Genomic DNA, 19,213 nt, shown 5'->3' with positions numbered 1-19,213 from the left:
AACGACAGATGAGTCACGACGACACCCCGACGAGCTATCCGCTGCAAAAGGACGACGCCACCTATCGCCGCGAACTCGACGACATGCAATATCAGGTTACACGCCACGCGGTGACCGAGCGTCCGTTCACCGGCAAATACTGGGATCACGACGCGCGCGGCGTCTACGACTGCGTATGCTGCGGCACGCCGCTGTTCGAATCCGACACGAAGTTCGACGCCGGCTGCGGCTGGCCGAGCTACTTCAAGCCGATCAACGGCGAAGTGATCCAGGAGAAAACGGACCGCTCGCACGGCATGCTGCGCATCGAGGTGCTGTGCAAGAGCTGCGGCGCGCATCTCGGCCACGTGTTCGAGGATGGCCCAGCGCCGACCGGTTTGCGGTATTGCATCAACTCGGCTGCGCTACAATTCGAACCCAAGTAAGCGCGAGCCAGGCACGGGGCGCTCGGTAGCGCCCCTGCAAGTCAGCCGTATCGACGCCCGCTCCGTCCGAGCGGGCGCGCATCTCGCGCGCGCCGCGCCTTCTTCCGATGCCCATCACGTCCGGACACCAATGAAATTCCTGTTCGATCTGTTTCCGATCATTCTCTTTTTCGTCGCATTCAAGGTCTGGGGCATCTACACCGCAACCGCGGTGGCGATCGCGGCGACGCTCGTGCAGATCGCATGGGTCGCGTTCCGCCACCGCAAGGTCGACCCGATGCTGTGGGTGAGTCTCGGCGTGGTCGTCGTGTTCGGCGGCGCGACCCTCGTGCTGCACAACGACACCTTCATCAAATGGAAGCCCACGGCGCTCTACTGGCTGTTCGCGTTCGCGCTGATCGTCGCGCAAATCGGCTTCAGAAAGAACCTCATCGAAGCGATGATGGGCAAGCAGATCGTGCTGCCGCATCGCGTGTGGGGACAGTTGAATGTCGCGTGGGCGGTATTCTTCGCGATTCTCGGCATCGTGAACCTGTTCGTCGCGTATCACTTCACCACGGATCAATGGGTGAACTTCAAGCTGTTCGGCGCGACAGGGTGTCTCGTGGTGTTCATCGTCGCGCAGAGCTTCTGGCTCGCGAAATACATGAAGGAGGACGGGCAATGACCGCGAATTTCGACTTCATGGCGGCGAGCGCGCAGGAAAAGATCGCGCATCTCGAAGCGCGCCTGAACGCGGCGCTCGAACCGCAGTCCGTGCATATCGATGATGACAGCGCGGCGCACGCGGGCCACGCCGGCGCTGCTTCCGGCAGCCACTACACCGTGACGATCGTCGCGGACTGCTTCGCCGGCCGCGCGCGCGTGGCGCGGCATCGGCTGGTGTATGATGCGCTGGCCGGGGAAATGCGGCGCGGCGTGCACGCGCTTGCCATCCGGGCCTATACGCCGCAGGAGTTCGCAGAGCAATTCCAATAATCGCGGGCCGGCCGTATCGAGTCCTCGCATCAACGCTTTTGTCTCGCGTTTGTCTTTTAATCTCGCCTGCCAAGGCGCCAGTTTGCTCAGTTTAGGATCTTCCGATGATTTTGAAAAAAACCCGCCTCTGGGTGTTGCTGGCTGCGTTCGCGGCGGCTCCCGCGTTTGCACAAAACATCGCCGTCGTGAACGGCACGCCGATCCCGAAGGCGCGCGCCGATGCGCTCATCAAGCAACTCGTCGCGCAGGGTCAGCCGGATTCGCCGGAAATGCAGCAGCAGGTTCGCGCTGAACTCGTGCGCCGCGAAATCCTGATGCAGGAAGCGATCCGCGAAGGCATTCCGTCGCAACCGGACGTCAAGCAGCAAGCGGCCTTCGCCCAGCAAACCGTCGTGCTGCGCGCGATGCTCGAAAGCGTGATGAACAAGAGCAAGCCGACCGATGCCGAAGTCAAGGCGCGCTACGACCAGCTCGTCAAGGAACACGGCGAAACCAAGGAACTGCATCTGCATCACATCCTCGTGGACAACGAAGCGCAGGCGAAGGATCTGATCGCGAAGATCAAGGGCGGCGCGAGCTTCGAAGACCTCGCGAAGCAATATTCGAAGGACCCGGGATCGGGCAAGAACGGCGGTGATCTCGACTGGTCGTCGCCGTCGGCTTACGTGCCGGAATTCGGCGCGGCCGCGGAGAAGCTCAAGAAGGGCGAGGTGACGCCCGAGCCTGTCAAGACGCAATTCGGCTGGCACGTCATTCGTCTGGACGACAGCCGCGACACGCCGCCGCCGCCGTTCGAGCAGGTGAAGGCGCAAATCGCGCAACAGATGCAGCAGGAAAAGGTGCAGGCTTTCGAAGAGTCCCTGCAGAAGAAGGCGGTGATCAAGTAATTCCGCACTCGCCGTTTCCAGCGCAAAACAAAGCCGCCCTTGGGCGGCTTTGTGCTTTTCACGTCATCGACCCCATCAACCGCCGAGCTTCGAACGCATGACCGCCCCTGAGCGCGTCAGTTTCGGCATTTCGCGGTTCTGCGCCACGCTCAGGAAGCCGGCCCAGTCCTCCGCGAGCGCGACCTTGTCAACCTTGTCCGTCTCGCCGAGCTTGTAGCGCTCCCCTTCGCGATACGGCCGCTCCCACGCCGCCTTGTGCCATGCGCGTTCCGCGAGCGCGAGCAGGCGCGGATGCACCATGTATTCGAACTGCTGGTCCGTGCGCATGACTTCGGCCCACGCCTGTCCCTGAATGCCTTCGATGCGCGGAGCCGGTCCGGTGCTCGTCACCTCGAAGGCGTGGCCGTCGCGGTCCGGCATGATCTCGGCGTTCTGCGGCAGGTTGTCCGGCGCGAGCGAGAACGTCTTGAAGCCGTCCGTGGCGTGCGATCCCCAGTAGTAGCCGCGCTCGTGCTGGTCGAACGAGTACGGGAAGTCGAAGTACAGATAGTCCGGCAGCGCGAGCACGGTCTTGTAGCCCTGGCGGCTGAAGGTCTGCACGGTATCGGCGGCGCCCCAGAAGAGCGTGTCCCACATCGTCACCATCATGTTCGATGTCGCGAAGTCCTGCGGGCCATTCGCATGCTTGATGCCGTCCTGCCACGCCGCCATCGTGCCGATGCCGCCGTTGTTCACGATCTGGCTCACCTGGCGCGCGAACAGCGAGGGCAGCTCGTCGAAGGATGCCGCCTTGCCGGACGCGATCAGCGCCGCGCATTGCGGCGAGCGTCCCCACGGCTTGTCCTGCGCCGCGAGATTCACGCGGCCCTTGCCGGCATTGGCGCCGTCGAGCGGTTGAAAGCCCGCGCCGAGCATGATGTTCTTCGCTTCGTCGCCGCCGAAGTGCCACGTGGCGAGCGGCGCGCCGGCCTCGCGATGCATCGATGCGATTTCGCCGATCACCTTCGATGCGAAGCGCTGCGCGCCATCCGAGCACGGGTTGATGAAGCTGCGCCGATCGTAGAACTGGATCGTGGTCACGTTCGAGGTGTCCGCCGGATCGAGCAGCCGATACGCGCTCGCACCCGCCGTGTCGCCTTGCGCGGCGAGACGCCGGTAGCGCGCTTCCATCGATACGACCGCTGCGCGCGCATGCCCCGGCATGTCGATCTCGGGAATGATCTCGACGAAGCGATCCGCCGCGTAACGCACCAGCGCGACATACTCCGAGCGGCTCAGATAGCCGCCGCCCGAGCGGTTGTCCGGGCCCGAGCCGAGTTGCGGCACGAGACAGCGCGTCTCGGTGAGATCGTGACAGCGTCTCGCGCCGATGTCGGTGAGCTCCGGCAGGCCCGGAATCTCGATGCGCCAGCCTTCGTCGTCGGTCAGATGCAGATGCAGGCGATTGAGCTTGTACGCGCCCATCTGGTCGATGAGGCGGCGCAGCGTGGCGGGCTGACGGAAGTTGCGCGCAACATCGACGTGCATGCCGCGATGCGTGTAGCGCGGCGCATCTTCGATGGTCATCGCGGGAACGCTTCCGCCGCCCGCGGGCGTCAGCGACAGGAGCGTCTGCACGCCGTAGTAGAGCCCGGCGGCGTCGAAGGCGTCGATGCTCACGCCGCCCTGTGCGATCGTCAGGCGATATCCGCCGGAACGCGCGATATCCACGGGCAACGCGCCGCCGACGATCTGGCCGCTCACACGCACGCCCGGGCCGCTCAGGCCGAGCGTGTTGGCACGCGCGTTTAGCGCCGCCACCTGCGATGAACTCAACCCCGCCAGCGACAAATCGATACCGCCGACCTGCGTCGCGCCCTCACCCGCCGTTGCGCGCAGCACGGCGGGCAATGCACGCGCCGCGCTCTGTTGTGTCGAAGGCAGCGCGGCCTCGGCCTTCGCGCGCTGCACCTGCGCGGGCGTCGCGGCAAACGCGGCTGCGTCATCCGCCACGGGCGGAATGCGGTCGACGTAACGCGTTTCGTCGTCAGTGTCGTTGTGTGCGAGGATCGCGGGCGTCGCGTTGCCGTCGACCACGACATACGCGCGCGGCAACAGGTCGCTATAACGCTGATACCAGTATTCGCCGACGAACGGCACTTCAATGCGCGCGCCCGCGACGAGCGTGAACGCGCCCGCGCGCGGCGTGAGCGCGTAGAGATCGCCGGTAATGTGCTTCCACGCGAAGTCGGGATGCTCGACCATCAGAATGCGCCGGATGCTGTGCACGTAAAGCGTCCAGCCGCCCGCGACGAGATTGCGTCCGCCTGTGTTCTGGAGAACCAGCTTGCCGCGCGCGCAACTCGCCCAGTCCGCGCCCAGGCTCGCGCAGTCGGTGCCGGACTGCGCGGCGTCGTTGTTGTCGATCTCGACGCGCACCATCAGGCTCTCGCCGAGCGCCGCGGCGCGCGCCGTGGGCGTGAGACTGGCCAGGCCCGAATCCGAACTGTCGCCGCACCCCGACAACAGGCTCGCAGCCGCGATGACCAGCGCACCCGCGCCCATCGATACGTATCGCAATAAATTAAGCTTTTCTAAGTAATTATCTCGAAACTGACTCATATCTCCTCCGGAAAACCGCCGCGCAGCGCGGCGTGCCGGAGACTATACGCGCAACTTACAGCCGGATTATTTTGGGATACGTATCAATTTTCAGTTTAGAAGCGGGCGGCAAAAGCAAAAACACCCCGAAGTTTCAGCTTCGGGGTGTTTTGCGGGAGGTCGAAACGATCAGCCGAGGAAGCGTCGCGCGTTCTGGAACACGCGCAGCCACGGGCTGCCGTCGGTGGTCCAGTCGTCGGGCGTCCAGCTCATCTGCACGTTGCGATGCACGCGCTCCATGTGCGGCATCAGCACGGTGAAGCGGCCATCGGGCGTCGTGACGGACGTGATGCCTCGCGGCGAGCCGTTCGGGTTGAACGGATACTGCTCCGTTGCCTGGCCGCGATGATCGACATAACGCATCGCCACCAGCGCCTTGTCCTGATCGCCCTGCTGTGAGAAGTCCGCGAAGCCTTCGCCGTGCGCCACCGCCACCGGAATGCGCGAGCCTTCCATGCCGGCGAAGAAGATCGACGGCGAACTCTGCACTTCGACCAGCGAAAAGCGCGCCTCGAACTGCTCCGACTTGTTGCGCGTGAACTTCGGCCAGTTGTCCGCGCCGGGGATGATCGACGCCAGACTCGACATCATCTGGCAGCCGTTGCAGATGCCGAGCGCGAAGGTGTCGGGACGGCCGAAGAACGCGGCGAACATGTCCGCCAGTTGCGCGTTGAAGCGGATGGTCTTGGCCCAGCCCTCGCCCGCGCCCAGCACGTCGCCGTACGAGAAGCCGCCGCACGCGACCGCGCCCGCAAAATCGGCGAGCGTGGCGCGCCCTTCGAGCAGATCGCTCATGTGGACGTCGTGGGCGTCGAAACCGGCGCGGTCGAACGCGTAGGCCGTTTCCAGATGCGAGTTCACGCCCTGCTCACGCAGGATCGCGACGCGCGGGCGCTTGTTCGTCGCAATGAACGGCGCGGCCACGTCTTCAGCCGGATCGAACGTGAGCACCGGCGAAATGCCCGGATCGGCGGCGTCGAGCAGCGCGTCGTACTCGGCGTCGGCGCAGGCCGGGTTGTCACGCAGACGCGCGATGCGCCAGCTCACCTCGCTCCACGCGCGATGCAGCTCGACGCGCGGCGCATCGAAAATCTTCTTCGCATCGCGATAGATTTCGATCGCGCCCGTGTTGTTCGGCTTGCCGATCACGTGCGCGCACGCCGACAAACCGTGCTCGCGCAGCGCGCCCAGCACCGCGTCGCGATCCGCTGCGCGCACCTGTACCACCGCGCCCAGTTCCTCCGAGAACAGCGCGCGGATCGTGCGGTCCTCGCGGCGGCCGCTCGTCTGCTTGGCCCAGTCCTTGGCGTCGCCGTAATCGGATTCGTGCTCGGCGTCGAGCGCCAGCATGTCGACGTTCAGCGACACGCCCACGTGACCCGCGAACGCCATCTCGCAGACCGTCGCCCACAGGCCGCCGTCGGAGCGGTCGTGGTAGGCGAGCAGCTTGTCATCGGCGTTGAGCGCCTGGATCGCGTTGAAGAAGCGCTTGAGGTCTTCCGGATCGTCCACGTCCGGCACCGCGTCGCCGACCTGCTGCGTCACCTGCGCGAGAATGCTGCCGCCCATGCGATTGCGGCCACGGCCGAGATCGATCGCGATCAGCACGGTGTTGGTGTCGTCGACGAGTTGCGGCGTCAGATGACCGCGCACGTCCTCGACCGGCGCGAACGCGGAAATGATCAGCGACACCGGCGACACGACTTCGCGCGCGCCGCCGCGTGCGTCCTGCCACTTGGTGCGCATCGACAGCGAGTCCTTGCCCACCGGAATGCTGATGCCGAGCGCCGGGCACAGTTCCATGCCGATGGCCTTCACGGTGTCGTAAAGCGCGGCGTCTTCGCCGGCGCTGCCGCACGCGGCCATCCAGTTGGCCGACAGCTTCAGCTTGTTCAGCGATTCGATCGGCGCGGCCGCGATGTTGGTCACCGCCTCGCCCACCGCCATGCGGCCCGACGCCGGCGCGTCGATGACGGCGAGCGGCGTGCGCTCGGCCATCGTCATCGCTTCTCCGCGATAGCCCACGTAATCCATCGTCGTCACGGCGCAATCCGCGACCGGCACCTGCCACGGACCCACGAACTGGTCGCGCGCGGTCGTGCCGCCCACTGAACGGTCGCCGATGGTGATGAGGAACGACTTGCTCGCGACTGTCGGATGCTTGAGCACATCGACCGCGACTTCGGACAACGGCAGGCCGGTGACGTCGACCGGCGTGAACTGCGCGCTTTCGCGCTTCACGTCGCGATGCATCTTGGGCGGCTTGCCGAGCAGCACGTCCATCGGCATGTCGACGGGTTCCTGGCCGTCGTTGGCGTCGTCGATCAGCTTCAACTGGCGTTCTTCGGTCGCCACGCCGACCACCGCCACCGGGCAGCGCTCGCGCTCGCAGATCGCCTGGAACGCGGGCAGCGCTTCCGGCGCGATCGCCAGCACATAGCGCTCTTGCGCTTCGTTCGACCAGATCTCGCGCGGCGACAGACCGCTTTCCTCGAGCTGCACCTTGCGCAGTTCGAAGCGCGCGCCCTTGCCTGCGCCATCGACGAGTTCGGGGAATGCGTTCGAAATGCCCCCCGCGCCGACGTCGTGGATCGACAGGATCGGATTGTTCTCGCCCAGTTGCCAGCACGAATTGATGACTTCCTGCGCGCGGCGCTGGATTTCCGGATTGCCGCGCTGCACGGAGTCGAAGTCGAGCTCGGCGGTGTTCGCGCCCGTCGCCATCGACGACGCCGCGCCGCCGCCCATGCCGATGCGCATGCCCGGCCCGCCGATCTGGATCAGCAGCGTGCCCGCCGGCAGATCGTTCTTGTGCGTGTGCTGGTCCGAGATATTGCCGATTCCGCCCGCGATCATGATCGGCTTGTGATAGCCGCGCACGCGCCCGTCGACGTTCTGCTCGTAAGTGCGGAAATAGCCGCCGAGGTTCGGACGGCCGAATTCGTTGTTGAACGCGGCGGCGCCGATCGGGCCGTCGATCATGATCTGCAGCGGCGACGCGATGCGGTCTGGTCGGCCATACGGCTCATGCGTCTCCGACGGATTACGCGAGCCGAGCGGCACAGCGGAATCACGCGCGTTTTCCCATTTCGCGCGCGCGTCCGGCAGATCGAGATTCGACACTGTGAAGCCCGCGAGACCCGCCTTCGGACGCGCGCCGCGGCCGGTCGCGCCTTCGTCGCGGATTTCGCCGCCGGAGCCCGTCGCCGCGCCCGCGAACGGGGAAATCGCGGTCGGGTGATTGTGCGTCTCGACCTTCATCAGCGTGTGCGTCATTTCCACGTGTCGCTGATATTGCTCGTCGGCGCCGCGCGGGAACCAGCGCTCCGCCATGCCGCCCTGCATGATCGCCGAATTGTCCGAATACGCGACGATCGTGCCTGCGTGATTCAGCTTTTCCGTGTTGCGGATCATCTGAAACAGCGACATGTCCTGCTTCTCGCCGTCGATGGTCCATTCGCCGTTGAAGATCTTGTGGCGGCAATGCTCGCTGTTGGCCTGCGCGAACATCATCAGTTCGACGTCGCTCGGATTGCGCGCGAGGTCCTCGAACGCATTCACCAGATAGTCGATCTCGTCGTCCGCGAGCGCGAGGCCGAGTTCCGCGTTGGCGGCTTCGAGCGCGCCGCGTCCCTGTCCGATGATGTCGACGGTCTGCAACGGCTTGGCGGGGAGTTCGTCGAACAGATGCAGCGCCTGGTCGCGCGAGGCGGCCACGCTTTCCGTCATGCGGTCGTGCAGCGCATCCGCGACGGCCGCGCGCGCCTCGTCCGACAGCGCCTTCTTGCCGCCGAGAAAGCCGCTTTTCATGACCACCGAGTACTCGACGCCGCGCTCGATGCGCCGCACCTTCGTGAGGCCGCAATGATGCGCGATGTCGGAGGCCTTGCTCGCCCACGGCGAGACCGTGCCGAAGCGCGGCACGACCATGAACGTCTCGACGTGGCCGCGCTCCTTCGGTTCCTCGAACGGCGCGCCGTAATGCATCAGCGCTTCGATGCGGCCGTTGTCCTCATCCGTGAGCGGCTCGGACGAGTTGACGAAGTGCAGGAACTGGCCGCGCACGCCGACGATGTTCGCGTCGATGCGGACGAGCGTTTCGAGGAGGCGGGTCTGACGGAAATCGGAGAGGGCCGAAGCGCCGGGGAAACACGAGAAGTGGGCCATTGTGACGGTGCGTCGATGACGTCTGTGTGCCGCTCGCGCGACGCTCGCCGATTTTGCAGATCGCTTTGCAGAATCTTTGCAAACCCAAAACGTTGCAAAACTTTTGCAAATCCAGAAATCCGCAAATTCGGATTCGAGCACGCAATGCGGCGTGAGGCGAAAGGAAGACCGCGATTATAACCCGGAAGCGTCTCGAAATCGGCCTGAGCGCCCCGCTTCAACCGCCCCGCCGCTGCGGCCCGGGATCGCGCAACCTTGGGTTGCGTATCCTGAAATCGTGGCGGTGGAGGCCCGCGGCCGCGGCGCCAGCGGGCGTGAGGCCGTCGGCAGGCCGCCGCGAGCGGTCCCCCGCAAACGATTTTGGCGCTATCATGGCGCGCTTTCTTCGGGTCCGGCACCCGTCCGTTTTACCACCGACACGCGTGGCGCCGGGCGCATCCGCCCGCGCTGCGCCGTGCAGCATCGCAATCTCGCGCCTTCTGGCACAAATAGTCATGGATGTCATCGTCATCGGCGGAGGAATCGCCGGCATCGCCACCGCTCATCAACTGCACGCGGCGGGCCACAGCGTCTGTGTGGTCGAACGCCACGCGACCGTCGCCCAGGGCGCCACGTACGGCCAGGGCGGCGCGCTGCTGCCCTCTTCGCTCGATGTCTGGTTTGGCCCGACCTTCATGGCGTCGAACCGCGCGAAGCAAAGCGGCATGCTGGTCAAGACCGGCTTCGATTCCGTCGCGCGCGATTTCCTGAAGCAACTGGCGACGCTGCGCGATCCCGAGGCCTTCGCGGCGCGTTACGCGCTGCTGCAGCCGCTCGTCGAGATGTCACGCCAGGTGCTCGCCGACATCGAAACCGCGCTGGAGCTGGAATTCGAGCAGCGGCGCGGCGTGCTGCATGTGTTTCGCCAGCCGCGCGAGCTCGAGGATGCGCAACCGGCCATCGATCTGCTCAAACGTTTCGGCGTGCCGCACCGCGTGCTGACGCCCGAGGAATGCGTCGCCGTGGAGCCCTCGGTGCCGGATGATCCCGAATTCGCGGGCGGCGTGCTGCTGCCCGACGAGCGCACCGCGAACTGCCCGCTCTTCACCAAACAGCTCAAGCAGGTTCTGGAGGACGGCGGCGTGCAGTTCCGCATGCATCGCGAGGCGGTGGGCGTGCGTCTCGAAGGCGCGCGCGCGGCCGTCGAACTCGCCGAGCCGGGCGAAGGCAAAAAGCGCAGCTCCGACATCGAAGTAATCACCGCCGATGCGATCGTCGTCACGGCGGGCACCGGCACGCCCGCGCTCGCCGGCGGCGGCAAGCAGCCGAATGCGCTGTACGCGCTGCGCGTGCATACGCTCACCGCGCCCGTGGCCTACGAGGAGCGCGCGCCGCATCTGACGGTCGTCGATTCGACCAAACGCATCACGATGACGCGCGTGAACCAGCGCTTGCGCGTCGCTGGCGCGGGCGTGTTCCAGAGCGCATCGAAAGCCGACAAACCGCTCGACGCCGGATTGTCGCGCCGTGCGCTCGACCTGCTCGGCCAGGGCACGCACGACTGGGTTCCGGGCGCGGCGCGCGTATCCGCCGCGCGGGCTTGGGAAGGACTCCGGCTCATCTCGGTGGACGGGCTGCCGGTCGTCGGCGCGACCCGGCATCCGCGGCTCTTCGTCAACGCGGCGCACGGCCCGGCGGGCTGGGGACTCGCGTGTGGGTCTGCTAAAGTGATCGCGGATCTCGTCTCCGGCATCACGCCCGACGTTCCGGCCGACACCATCGCCGCGTTGAGCATCGAACGCTTCTAGCGGCAACGGCGCGCACGATTGCTGCGGGCGGTGCCGGGTTTTCTGCAAGACCCGAACCTCGAAGCACGCCTTCACTCGCCGCCATGACCGCTGCCCGCTCTCCCTACTTCACCCCGAAAGACGACCCGCTCGCACTGCTGACACTGGCCGAGCTGCGTACGCTCGAAGCGCGCGCGGCTGCCGCATTGCCGCCGCATACGCTGATGGCGCGCGCCGGCGCGGCAGCCGCCCAATGTCTCATCGACGCCTGCGAGCACGATCCCGAAACGCGCGCGCAGCCGGTGTGGCTCGCGGCGGGCCCCGGCAACAACGGTGGCGACGCACTCGTGATGGCGGAGCGTCTGCATCGCGCGGGGTTCGCCGTGCGAGTGTGCATGCCCGTCGAGGTCAAGCCCGACGACGCGCGCTGGGCGCTGGACACGGCGCGCGCGGCGGGCGTGCCGATCGAGAGCGCGCCGCCCGCCTCGTTCGATGACTTCGGCTGGCTCGTCGACGGCATGTTCGGCATTGGCCTCACGCGGCCGCTGGAAGGCGTGTTCGCGGACATCGCCGCGCGCCTGACGCGCCGGTCGCGCAGCTTCGGCCGAGTGCTCGCGCTCGACGTGCCGAGCGGCCTGAACAGCGACACCGGCGCGCCCGTGAACGGCGGCGAAGCCGTGCGCGCGACCGACACCATCACGTTCATCGGCGCGAAGCCGGGGCATTTCACGTCGCAAGGCCGGGATCTGAGCGGCCGGCTGTTCGTCTCGACGCTTGAGATCGAAGCAGGCGCGGCGCCCTCGATCGTGCTCGACGCACCCGCGCTGTTCGCCGCGTGCATGCCGCCGCGCGACAACGCGACCAACAAGGGCACGTTCGGCTCGCTCGCGGTGATCGGCGGCGACACGGGCATGTGCGGCGCGCCGATCCTCGCCGCGCGCATGGCCCTCTACGGTGGCGCGGGCAAGGTGCATGTCGCGTTTCTGGGCGAAGGCTTTCCGCCTTACGATCCGCCGCATCCGGAGCTGATGCTGCATCACGCCGACGACCTGAAGCTCGACAGGATGGATGCGCTGTCGGTCGGTTGCGGCATGGGCACGAGCGAACACGCGAAACAGATCCTCGGCGATGTTCTGAAGCTCGACGTCCCCAAGCTGCTCGATGCCGACGCGCTCAATCTGATCGCGCAGGACGAGGCGCTCGCGTCCGCGGTCGCCGCGCGTGGTTCGCAAGGCGATCCGTGCATTCTGACTCCGCATCCGCTCGAAGCCGCGCGTCTGCTCAATACCGATGCAAAAGCCGTGCAGGCCGATCGCATCGCGGCGGCGCGGCAACTCGCGGCGCGCTACGGGGCGATCGTGGTGCTGAAAGGCTCGGGCACGGTGATCGCATCGCCCGATGGCCGCGTCGCGGTGAATCCGACCGGCAACGCGGGCCTCGCGACAGGCGGCACCGGCGACGTGCTCGGCGGATTGATCGGAGCATTGCTCGCGCAAAAGCTGCCGGCCTACGAAGCGGCGCTCGCAGGCGTCTGGCTGCATGGCCTCGCCGCGCAGACGCTCACCGACGACGGCGTCGGCCCGGCAGGCCTCACCGCGGGCGAACTCGCGCCTGCCGTGCGTACGCTCATCAACCGGCGCTTTTACGCGGAGCATGCGCGAAACTGACAGCGCCGCAAGCCCACTGCATGATCCGACCCGCGTGACGCGTTGCAAGCATCCGTTCACGCATCGTCGCTATACTCTTTTTGATTCGGGCAACCGCGGCCGCTCAGTGTTTAGTCGCGTTCACCAAACATACGCATTAGGCAAGCACAGGCAAGCCGGGCCGCAATCGCACGAACGTATTCCTCTGTCACCCTCAGACTAACGGACCGCTCATGACCCAAACCTCGATGCTCAATTCGCTTCCTGCCTGGTCGGCGCTCCAGTCGCACTACGATGCCATCTCCGGCGAGCGCCTGCGCGACTGGTTCGCGCCGCAGAACGACACGCAGCCGACGCGCGCCGAGCGCCTGACCTTCGAAGGCGGCGGCCTCTCGATCGACTTCTCCAAGAACCGCGTCAAGGACGAAACCCTCAAGCTGCTCGTCGAGGTCGCGCAGCAGGCGGGCGTCACCGAACGCCGCGACGCGATGTTCCGCGGCGATATCGTCAATATCACCGAGCATCGCGCCGTGCTGCATACCGCCCTGCGCTCGCAGTCGCCCGATGCGCCCTTTCACGAACAAGTGCAGAAGGAAAAGGCCAAGATGGCCGCCTTCTCGGACAAGGTCCGCGACGGCTCGTGGACCGGCTATACGGGCAAGCGCATCCGTCACGTGGTGAATATCGGCATCGGCGGTTCGGATCTCGGGCCGAAGATGGTCGTGCACGCACTGCATCATCTCGCATCGAAGGAACTGGACACGCATTTCGTCTCCAACGTCGATGGCGCGGATCTCTGGAACGTGCTGCAACAGATCGATGCCGAAGAGACGCTCGCGATCGTCGTCTCGAAGACCTTCACCACGCTGGAGACGATGACCAACGCGCACTCCATGCGCGACTGGTTTCTCAAGTCCGGCTGCCCGGAAGATCAGTTGTCGAAGCACTTCGTCGGCGTGTCTGCGAATCCGGCGGAAGTGACGAAGTTCGGTATCGCGAAGGAAAACATCTTCGAGATGTGGGACTGGGTCGGCGGGCGCTATTCGCTGTGGTCGGCGGTGGGTCTGTCGATCATGTTGTCGGTCGGTCCGAAGAACTTCGACGCGCTTTTGCAAGGCGCCGACGCGATGGATCAGCACTTCCGCACCGCGCCGCTCGACAAGAACCTGCCCGTGCTGATGGGCATGATCGGCATCTGGTATCGCAACTTCTTCGGCTCGCAAAGCGATCTGATCGCGCCGTATTCGCAGGCGCTTCATTATCTGCCGTCGTATCTCCAGCAACTGGAAATGGAGAGCAACGGCAAGTCCGCGCGTCTCGACGGCAAGATGGTCGACTATCCGACCGCCGCCGTCATCTGGGGCGAGCCGGGCACGAACGGCCAGCACGCGTTCTTTCAGATGCTGCATCAGGGTCCGACGATCATCCCGATCGACTTCATCGCCTTGCTGACGCCGGAGCATCCGCTCGTCGACCATCACGCGAAGCTGCTGGCGAACTGCTTCGCGCAGAGCGAGGCGCTGATGCTCGGACGCACACTCGAAGAAGCGAAGAAGGTCGCCGGTCCCGGCAAGGAAGAGCTCGCGACGCATCTGAGCTTCCCTGGCAACCGCCCGACCACGACCATCATGCTCGATGCGCTCACGCCGCAGTCGCTCGGCGCGCTGATCGCGCTGTACGAGCACAAGGTGCTCGTGCAAGGCACCGTGTGGGACGTCAACTCGTTCGATCAGTGGGGCGTGGAACTCGGCAAGATTCTCGGCAAGGTCGTCGAGGCCGATATCACGGCTGCATCGGCTGATCCGAAGAAGCACGATTCGTCGACGTCCGCGTTGATCGAACGCGCGCGCAAGGCCTTGAAACGCTGATCCGCGTCGATGTTCTGGCCGGCCCGCATCGTTGCACGATGCGGGCTTTTTGTTTATACGCTCAGACCGTTGACGAGCCGCCCTGCTTCGATCGTCACGGTCGCGTCGCAGCGTTCGGCGAGTTCGGCGTCGTGCGTGACGAGCACGAGCGTGGCTCCATTGCGCCGGTTCATCTCGAACATCAGGTCGATGATCGCGTAGCCCGTCGCGGCGTCGAGGCTGCCGGTGGGTTCGTCGGCGAACAGCACGGCGGGATGCGTGACGAAGGCGCGCGCGAGCGCGACGCGCTGCTGCTCGCCGCCTGACAACAGCTTCGGATAATGTCCGGTGCGCTCGCCGAGCCCGACCTGATCGAGCAGCGAGCGCGCGCGCTTGACGATCTCGCCGTGCGGCAGCTCCGCGCGCAATTCGAGCGGCAGCATGACGTTTTCGAGCGCGGTGAGATGCGGCATCAACTGAAACGACTGGAAGACGAAGCCGACCGCGCCGCTGCGCAAGGCGGCGCGCTCGTCCTCGTTCAGCGCGGAAAGCTCGCGGCCGAGCAGGCGAACCGAGCCCTCGCTCGCGCTGTCCAATCCGGCAAGCAGGCCGAGCAAGGTCGACTTGCCCGAGCCCGATGCCCCGACGATCGCCACGCTGCTGCCCTTCGCGATGGAAAGGTCGATATGGTTGAGAATCGTGAGCTCGCCCGTTGCGTCCTTCACCCGCTTGCTTAATCCCCGAACTTCGATGACCGGCTCGATATTGTTTTGCATGGACACTTTGAAAAAAAACTGGCGCGGCGTCGTTCCCGCGATCGTATTGATGGCCGCATGTTCGACGACCGCGTGCGCCGCCGATGCACAAGCGGCGATTCAGCCGGCAGCCCCGGCGAAGCGCGCGATCGTCGTGCTGGGCGATAGCCTTTCCGCGGAATACGGTCTGCCGCGCGATACCGGCTGGGTGAACCTCCTGCGCGAGCGGCTGGCGAAGGAGCGTTTCGATTATAGCGTCGCCAATTCGAGCATCAGCGGCGACACCACGAGCGGCGGCCGCGCCCGCCTCACCGCGGTCCTTGCGCGCATCAAGCCCGCGATCGTGATCGTCGAGCTCGGCGCGAACGACGCGCTGCGCGGCGTGCCGCTCGCGACCACGGAATCGAATTTGCGCGGCATCGTCGATGCATCGCAGGCCGCGCATGCGAAGGTTTTACTCATCGGCATGTACGTTCCGCCCAATTACGGCCCCGACTACACGCAAAAGTTCCATGCTGTCTACGAGCGCATCGCGAAGGACAAGAACGTGCCGCTCGTGCCCTTCCTGCTTGCCGGCATGGCTGACAAGCCCGCCATGTTCCAGTCGGACCAGATTCACCCGACGGTGCAGGCCCAGCCTTTGCTATTGGATAACGTCTGGCCAACCTTGAAACCCTTGCTGGGCGCAGGCGCCGCGCACTGAAGACGGCGGCCGCGACAGCTTTCCTGAACGCGGAGCACGGCCACGATTCAGTTATCTGAGACTTTCGCGTAGCGCTTTTAACCACGCTCGTTCGATGAGCGACTCTACAAGGAGGTCACGTGAAATACTTCCCTCTTCTCGCCCTGACCGTTGCGATCTCGGCCTGCGCCGCTCAGCCGCCTGCCGGCGTTCAACAAGTCGGCTCGAGCCAGAAGGCGCCCAAGGTCGTTGCACAATGCGTCGCCCAGAAGTGGGCCGACAAGTCGCAACAGCAAGTCGTGTCGCAGGACACGCTCGCGAATGACGGGGCCGTCGATGTCTACGTCCCTGGCCAGCAGCCGCCGACCGGCGCGGCGGCTATCGTCCGCCCGGCGACGTCGGGTCCGGGCACGTGGGTCGGCTTCCGCGCATCGGGCGCGGCCGGCAGCCAGGCGACCGGCGACATTCAGGCTTGCCTGTAAGCGTATTTCACGCGCTTGCACGCGGCCGCCCGCTGCAGATTGCAGGGCGGCTTCGTCAAACAAAAGCCCCGCTTCCTTTCGGTTGCGGGGCTTTTTTCTGACGTGCGGCTCGATCAGTTCGACGATGACGGCGCCGGCGCCTGACTCAGCTTGACCTTCGAGCGCGCCTTCAGCGCGTCGATGTACGCCTCCATGTCGGCTTGCGCATACACCTGCGCGACCTGTTGCTGCGCGCCCGTGAGTCGATCCGCCGCCACGGGCGCGGCCTTCTCGATGCCGTTCACGCGATAGATCGCATAACCCGCGTCGCCGAGGTCCACGCCGACATACGCGGGCAACTTCGAGGCATCCGCCTTGAAGATCGCGCTCAGCGCGGCGGGCGGGAGACCTTGGGCGTCATTGCGCGAAACCGTGACCGGCGACGTGAAGCCATCAGTCGATTTCGACTGCTGCAATTGCGAGAGCTTCGCTTCGCCTTCCTTCTTCGCCATCGCGGCGGCCATGTCCGCGATCACCTTGGTGCGCACCGCATCCTTCACGGCGTCGAACGGCGGGACCGATGAGGCCTTGTAATCGGTGACGCGCGCGGCGATCAGCGTGTTGTTGCCGACATCGATGGCCTGCGTGTTGTTGCGGTCCTTCACCGAATCCGGCGCGAACACGGCCGCGAGGAACTTCGGATTGTTGAGCGGGTTGTCCTGCGGCAATTGCGGATTCGGCTTCCGGCCGATTGTCGCGGTCTGGATCGCGAGCTTGTACTTGTCCGCGGCCGGCTGCAAGGACTTGGCCTTCTCGTAGACGAGATCGGTGAAGCCTTGGGCGTCGTCGGCAAAGCCCTTCGTGCCTTGCTGAGCCGCGTAGTCCTTCGCGATCGCGTCCTTCACTTCGTCGAAGGGCTTGGTGACGGAGGGCTTCACATCGGTTGCCTGGATGATGTGGTAGCCGAAGTCCGACTCGACGATGTTGCTCACCTCGCCCTTCTTCAGGCTGAACGCGGCGTCGTCGAAGGCCTTGCCGCCCGCGATCTGGCCGCGCGCGAAATAACCGAGATCGCCGCCCTTGCTCGCCGAGCCCGGGTCTTCCGAGTTCTTCTGCGCGATCTGCGCGAACTGATCCGGATGCGCCTTGACCTGCGCGAGCAGCTCTTCTGCTTTCTGCTTCGCTTTGGCCTTGTCGGCGGCGCTCGCGTCCTTCGGCGCGTTCACGAGAATATGGCTCGCGCGCACCTCGCCTTCCGTGCGATAGCGCTGGACGTTGTCGTCGTAGTACTTCTTGAGATCGGCGTCGCTCGGCTTCGATGAGGCCGCAAGCGTCGTCGGCGACAGCGTCAGGTACTGGATCGTCGCGGTCTCGGGCGTCGCGAAATCGTTGCGATGCGCGTCGTAGTACGCAGTGAGCTGGGCGTCGGTCGGCTGAATCTTCGCGGTGTAGTCGGCCGTGCGCAAGGACAGGCCTTGCACCGAACGCTTTTGCTCGGCGAGCTCGGTCAGGCTCTGCGCCAGCGACTTCGACGTGAACGAGGTGGACTGAATGCTCGACGGAATCTGCTCCGTGGCGATCGTGTAGCGCATGTGCTCGTCGTATTGCGCGGGCGTCATGCCCTGCATGGCGAGCAGTTGCTTGTAGCGATCGACGTCGATGGTGCCGTCGGGTTTGCGCAGCGACGAGATCACCGGATCGGACAGCAGCGCGCGGCGCACGGCGTCGTCGGACGCGGTCAGATGCAGGCGCTGCGTTTCATCGGCCATCACGCGCTGTTGCACGAGACTGTCGACCATCGCGGCGCGGGCTTCCGGCGTGTCGAACATCTTGGCGTCGAACTGCGCGCCGAGCATGGAGCGGGCGCGGTCCACCTGCTGCCTGAAGGCGCTGTCGAATTCGGCGCGCGTGATCTTGTGACCGTTCACGCTGGCGACATAAGCGCTCTCGTCGAAGTAATTGCTGAAACCCTGAATGCCGACCATGCCCAGACCGGGCACGATGATCAGGATCAGCAGGGCCATCATCAGGCGCTGGTGATTTCGGAAGAAGTCGAGCATGCGTAGCGCTGCGTTGTCAGAACAAAACGCTCGATATTACAACAGTGGGAGGGGAAAAGGCGAAAGGCGATGTGAGAACGGCTTTTTGGCGTCGCTGCAGGCCCGCCATACGCGCTGCCCTAGCAAGGGAATTGGTCTATTTATCAGGGGCTTAACGCGGATTTGAGTCAATTCGCGCAATGGTCGAGCGGCCGGTGCGCGACGCGCGAGCGTGAATGATTAGGAATCTTGATTGAGCCGAAAAGCGCGACGCAAAACAAAAAGTCCCGCAAGCGACGTGGCTGACGGGACTTTTCTGTTCGATTCTGGCGGAGCGGACGGGACTCGAACCCGCGACCCCCGGCGTGACAGGCCGGTATTCTAACCAACTGAACTACCGCTCCTGGGTAGCACGCAATGAAATGTGGACTGGTGGGTGCTGAGAGGCTCGAACTCCCGACCTACGCCTTGTAAGGGCGCCGCTCTACCAACTGAGCTAAGCACCCAATCCGCAAATTCATCTGGTTTGCGCTGCGCCGAATTCAGTGCTTTCGATAAAGCGCCGTATCCAGCGAGTCCGCTAGTTTAGCGCATCCTTCAGAGCTTTGCCAGGGCGAAATTTCGGGACCTTCGCGGCCTTGATTTTGATCGCGTCCCCGGTGCGCGGATTGCGGCCCGTGCGCGCCGTGCGTTTGCCCACGGCGAACGTGCCGAAGCCAACGAGTGTCACCGTGCCGCCCTTTTTCAGCGTCGCGCGCACGCCGCCGATCACCGCTTCCAGCGCGCGGCCGGCGGCGGCCTTGGAGATATCGGCTTGCTGCGCGATATGGTCGATCAGTTCCGTCTTGTTCATTGTGATCCCCGAATCGTTAATGGCACGTTGTAGTCGATTTGTTTCTGCATCGATGCGAATGGCATCT

The 19,213-nt window shown here is 65.0% G+C and carries 14 protein-coding genes and 2 tRNA genes; 9 read left to right on the top strand and 7 right to left on the bottom strand.

All coding sequences use genetic code 11. The features are described from left to right. Positions 1–8: 8 nt before the first annotated feature. From msrB to AWB79_RS23805, 4 genes are all read left to right on the top strand, one after another. Positions 9–425: a peptide-methionine (R)-S-oxide reductase MsrB gene (gene msrB, locus AWB79_RS23820; protein ID WP_061169894.1), complete on the top strand. Its 417-nt coding sequence runs from the start codon at positions 9–11 to the stop codon at positions 423–425. Positions 426–555: 130 nt separating this feature from the next. Beyond that, positions 556–1,092: a septation protein A gene (locus tag AWB79_RS23815; protein ID WP_061169893.1), complete on the top strand. Its 537-nt coding sequence runs from the start codon at positions 556–558 to the stop codon at positions 1,090–1,092. Further along, on the top strand, positions 1,089–1,403 hold the full coding sequence (locus AWB79_RS23810; protein ID WP_061169892.1) for a BolA family protein: 315 nt from the start codon (positions 1,089–1,091) through the stop codon (positions 1,401–1,403). Before AWB79_RS23815 ends, AWB79_RS23810 begins: the two co-directional genes overlap by 4 nt. 104 nt (positions 1,404–1,507) lie before the next feature. After that, a complete protein-coding gene (locus AWB79_RS23805; RefSeq protein WP_061169891.1) occupies positions 1,508–2,290 on the top strand; it encodes a peptidylprolyl isomerase in 783 nt (260 codons plus the stop codon). A 75-nt stretch (positions 2,291–2,365) separates the two neighbouring features. Here the strand turns inward: AWB79_RS23805 and AWB79_RS23800 are convergent, their stop codons facing one another. Further along, the gene (locus AWB79_RS23800) at positions 2,366–4,834 is read right to left on the bottom strand and encodes a family 20 glycosylhydrolase (RefSeq protein ID WP_061169890.1); all 2,469 of its coding nucleotides are present in this window, start codon (positions 4,832–4,834) and stop codon (positions 2,366–2,368) included. Between the two features lie 225 nt (positions 4,835–5,059). After that, complete coding sequence (purL, locus tag AWB79_RS23795; RefSeq protein WP_061169889.1) at positions 5,060–9,097, bottom strand: phosphoribosylformylglycinamidine synthase; 4,038 nt, start codon at positions 9,095–9,097, stop codon at positions 5,060–5,062. A 494-nt stretch (positions 9,098–9,591) separates the two neighbouring features. Between purL and AWB79_RS23790 the strand changes: the two genes are divergently transcribed. From AWB79_RS23790 to pgi, 3 genes are all read left to right on the top strand, one after another. Beyond that, entirely contained in the window at positions 9,592–10,884 is a 1,293-nt protein-coding gene (locus AWB79_RS23790) for an FAD-dependent oxidoreductase (RefSeq protein ID WP_061169888.1), read from the top strand. Positions 10,885–10,967: 83 nt separating this feature from the next. Then, complete coding sequence (locus AWB79_RS23785) at positions 10,968–12,530, top strand: NAD(P)H-hydrate dehydratase (RefSeq protein WP_061169887.1); 1,563 nt, start codon at positions 10,968–10,970, stop codon at positions 12,528–12,530. 212 nt (positions 12,531–12,742) lie between these two features. Continuing rightward, the gene (gene pgi, locus AWB79_RS23780; RefSeq protein WP_061169886.1) at positions 12,743–14,377 is read left to right on the top strand and encodes a glucose-6-phosphate isomerase; all 1,635 of its coding nucleotides are present in this window, start codon (positions 12,743–12,745) and stop codon (positions 14,375–14,377) included. 53 nt (positions 14,378–14,430) lie between these two features. Here the strand turns inward: pgi and AWB79_RS23775 are convergent, their stop codons facing one another. Next, entirely contained in the window at positions 14,431–15,132 is a 702-nt protein-coding gene (locus AWB79_RS23775) for an ABC transporter ATP-binding protein (protein ID WP_061169885.1), read from the bottom strand. Between AWB79_RS23775 and AWB79_RS23770 the strand changes: the two genes are divergently transcribed. Both AWB79_RS23770 and AWB79_RS23765 read left to right on the top strand, forming a co-directional pair. Continuing rightward, on the top strand, positions 15,131–15,814 hold the full coding sequence (locus AWB79_RS23770) for an arylesterase (protein ID WP_061169884.1): 684 nt from the start codon (positions 15,131–15,133) through the stop codon (positions 15,812–15,814). The genes AWB79_RS23775 and AWB79_RS23770 overlap by 2 nt on opposite strands. A gap of 119 nt (positions 15,815–15,933) precedes the next feature. Then, positions 15,934–16,275, top strand: a complete 342-nt coding sequence (locus tag AWB79_RS23765) for a hypothetical protein (protein ID WP_061169883.1) — start codon at positions 15,934–15,936, stop codon at positions 16,273–16,275. Positions 16,276–16,388: 113 nt separating this feature from the next. Here the strand turns inward: AWB79_RS23765 and AWB79_RS23760 are convergent, their stop codons facing one another. From AWB79_RS23760 to AWB79_RS23745, 4 genes are all read right to left on the bottom strand, one after another. After that, entirely contained in the window at positions 16,389–18,314 is a 1,926-nt protein-coding gene (locus tag AWB79_RS23760) for a SurA N-terminal domain-containing protein (protein WP_061169882.1), read from the bottom strand. A 306-nt stretch (positions 18,315–18,620) separates the two neighbouring features. Next, positions 18,621–18,697: transfer RNA gene (locus tag AWB79_RS23755), tRNA-Asp, on the bottom strand. 26 nt (positions 18,698–18,723) lie between these two features. Continuing rightward, positions 18,724–18,799, bottom strand: a tRNA-Val gene (locus AWB79_RS23750). A gap of 74 nt (positions 18,800–18,873) precedes the next feature. Further along, a complete protein-coding gene (locus AWB79_RS23745) occupies positions 18,874–19,146 on the bottom strand; it encodes an HU family DNA-binding protein (protein WP_061169881.1) in 273 nt (90 codons plus the stop codon). Positions 19,147–19,213: the final 67 nt, after the last annotated feature.

Source organism: Caballeronia hypogeia (assembly GCF_001544875.2).
Lineage (GTDB): Bacteria > Pseudomonadota > Gammaproteobacteria > Burkholderiales > Burkholderiaceae > Caballeronia > Caballeronia hypogeia.
Note: the sequence above shows the minus strand (reverse complement) of the source record. Positions and strands in the feature narration are given on the sequence as shown.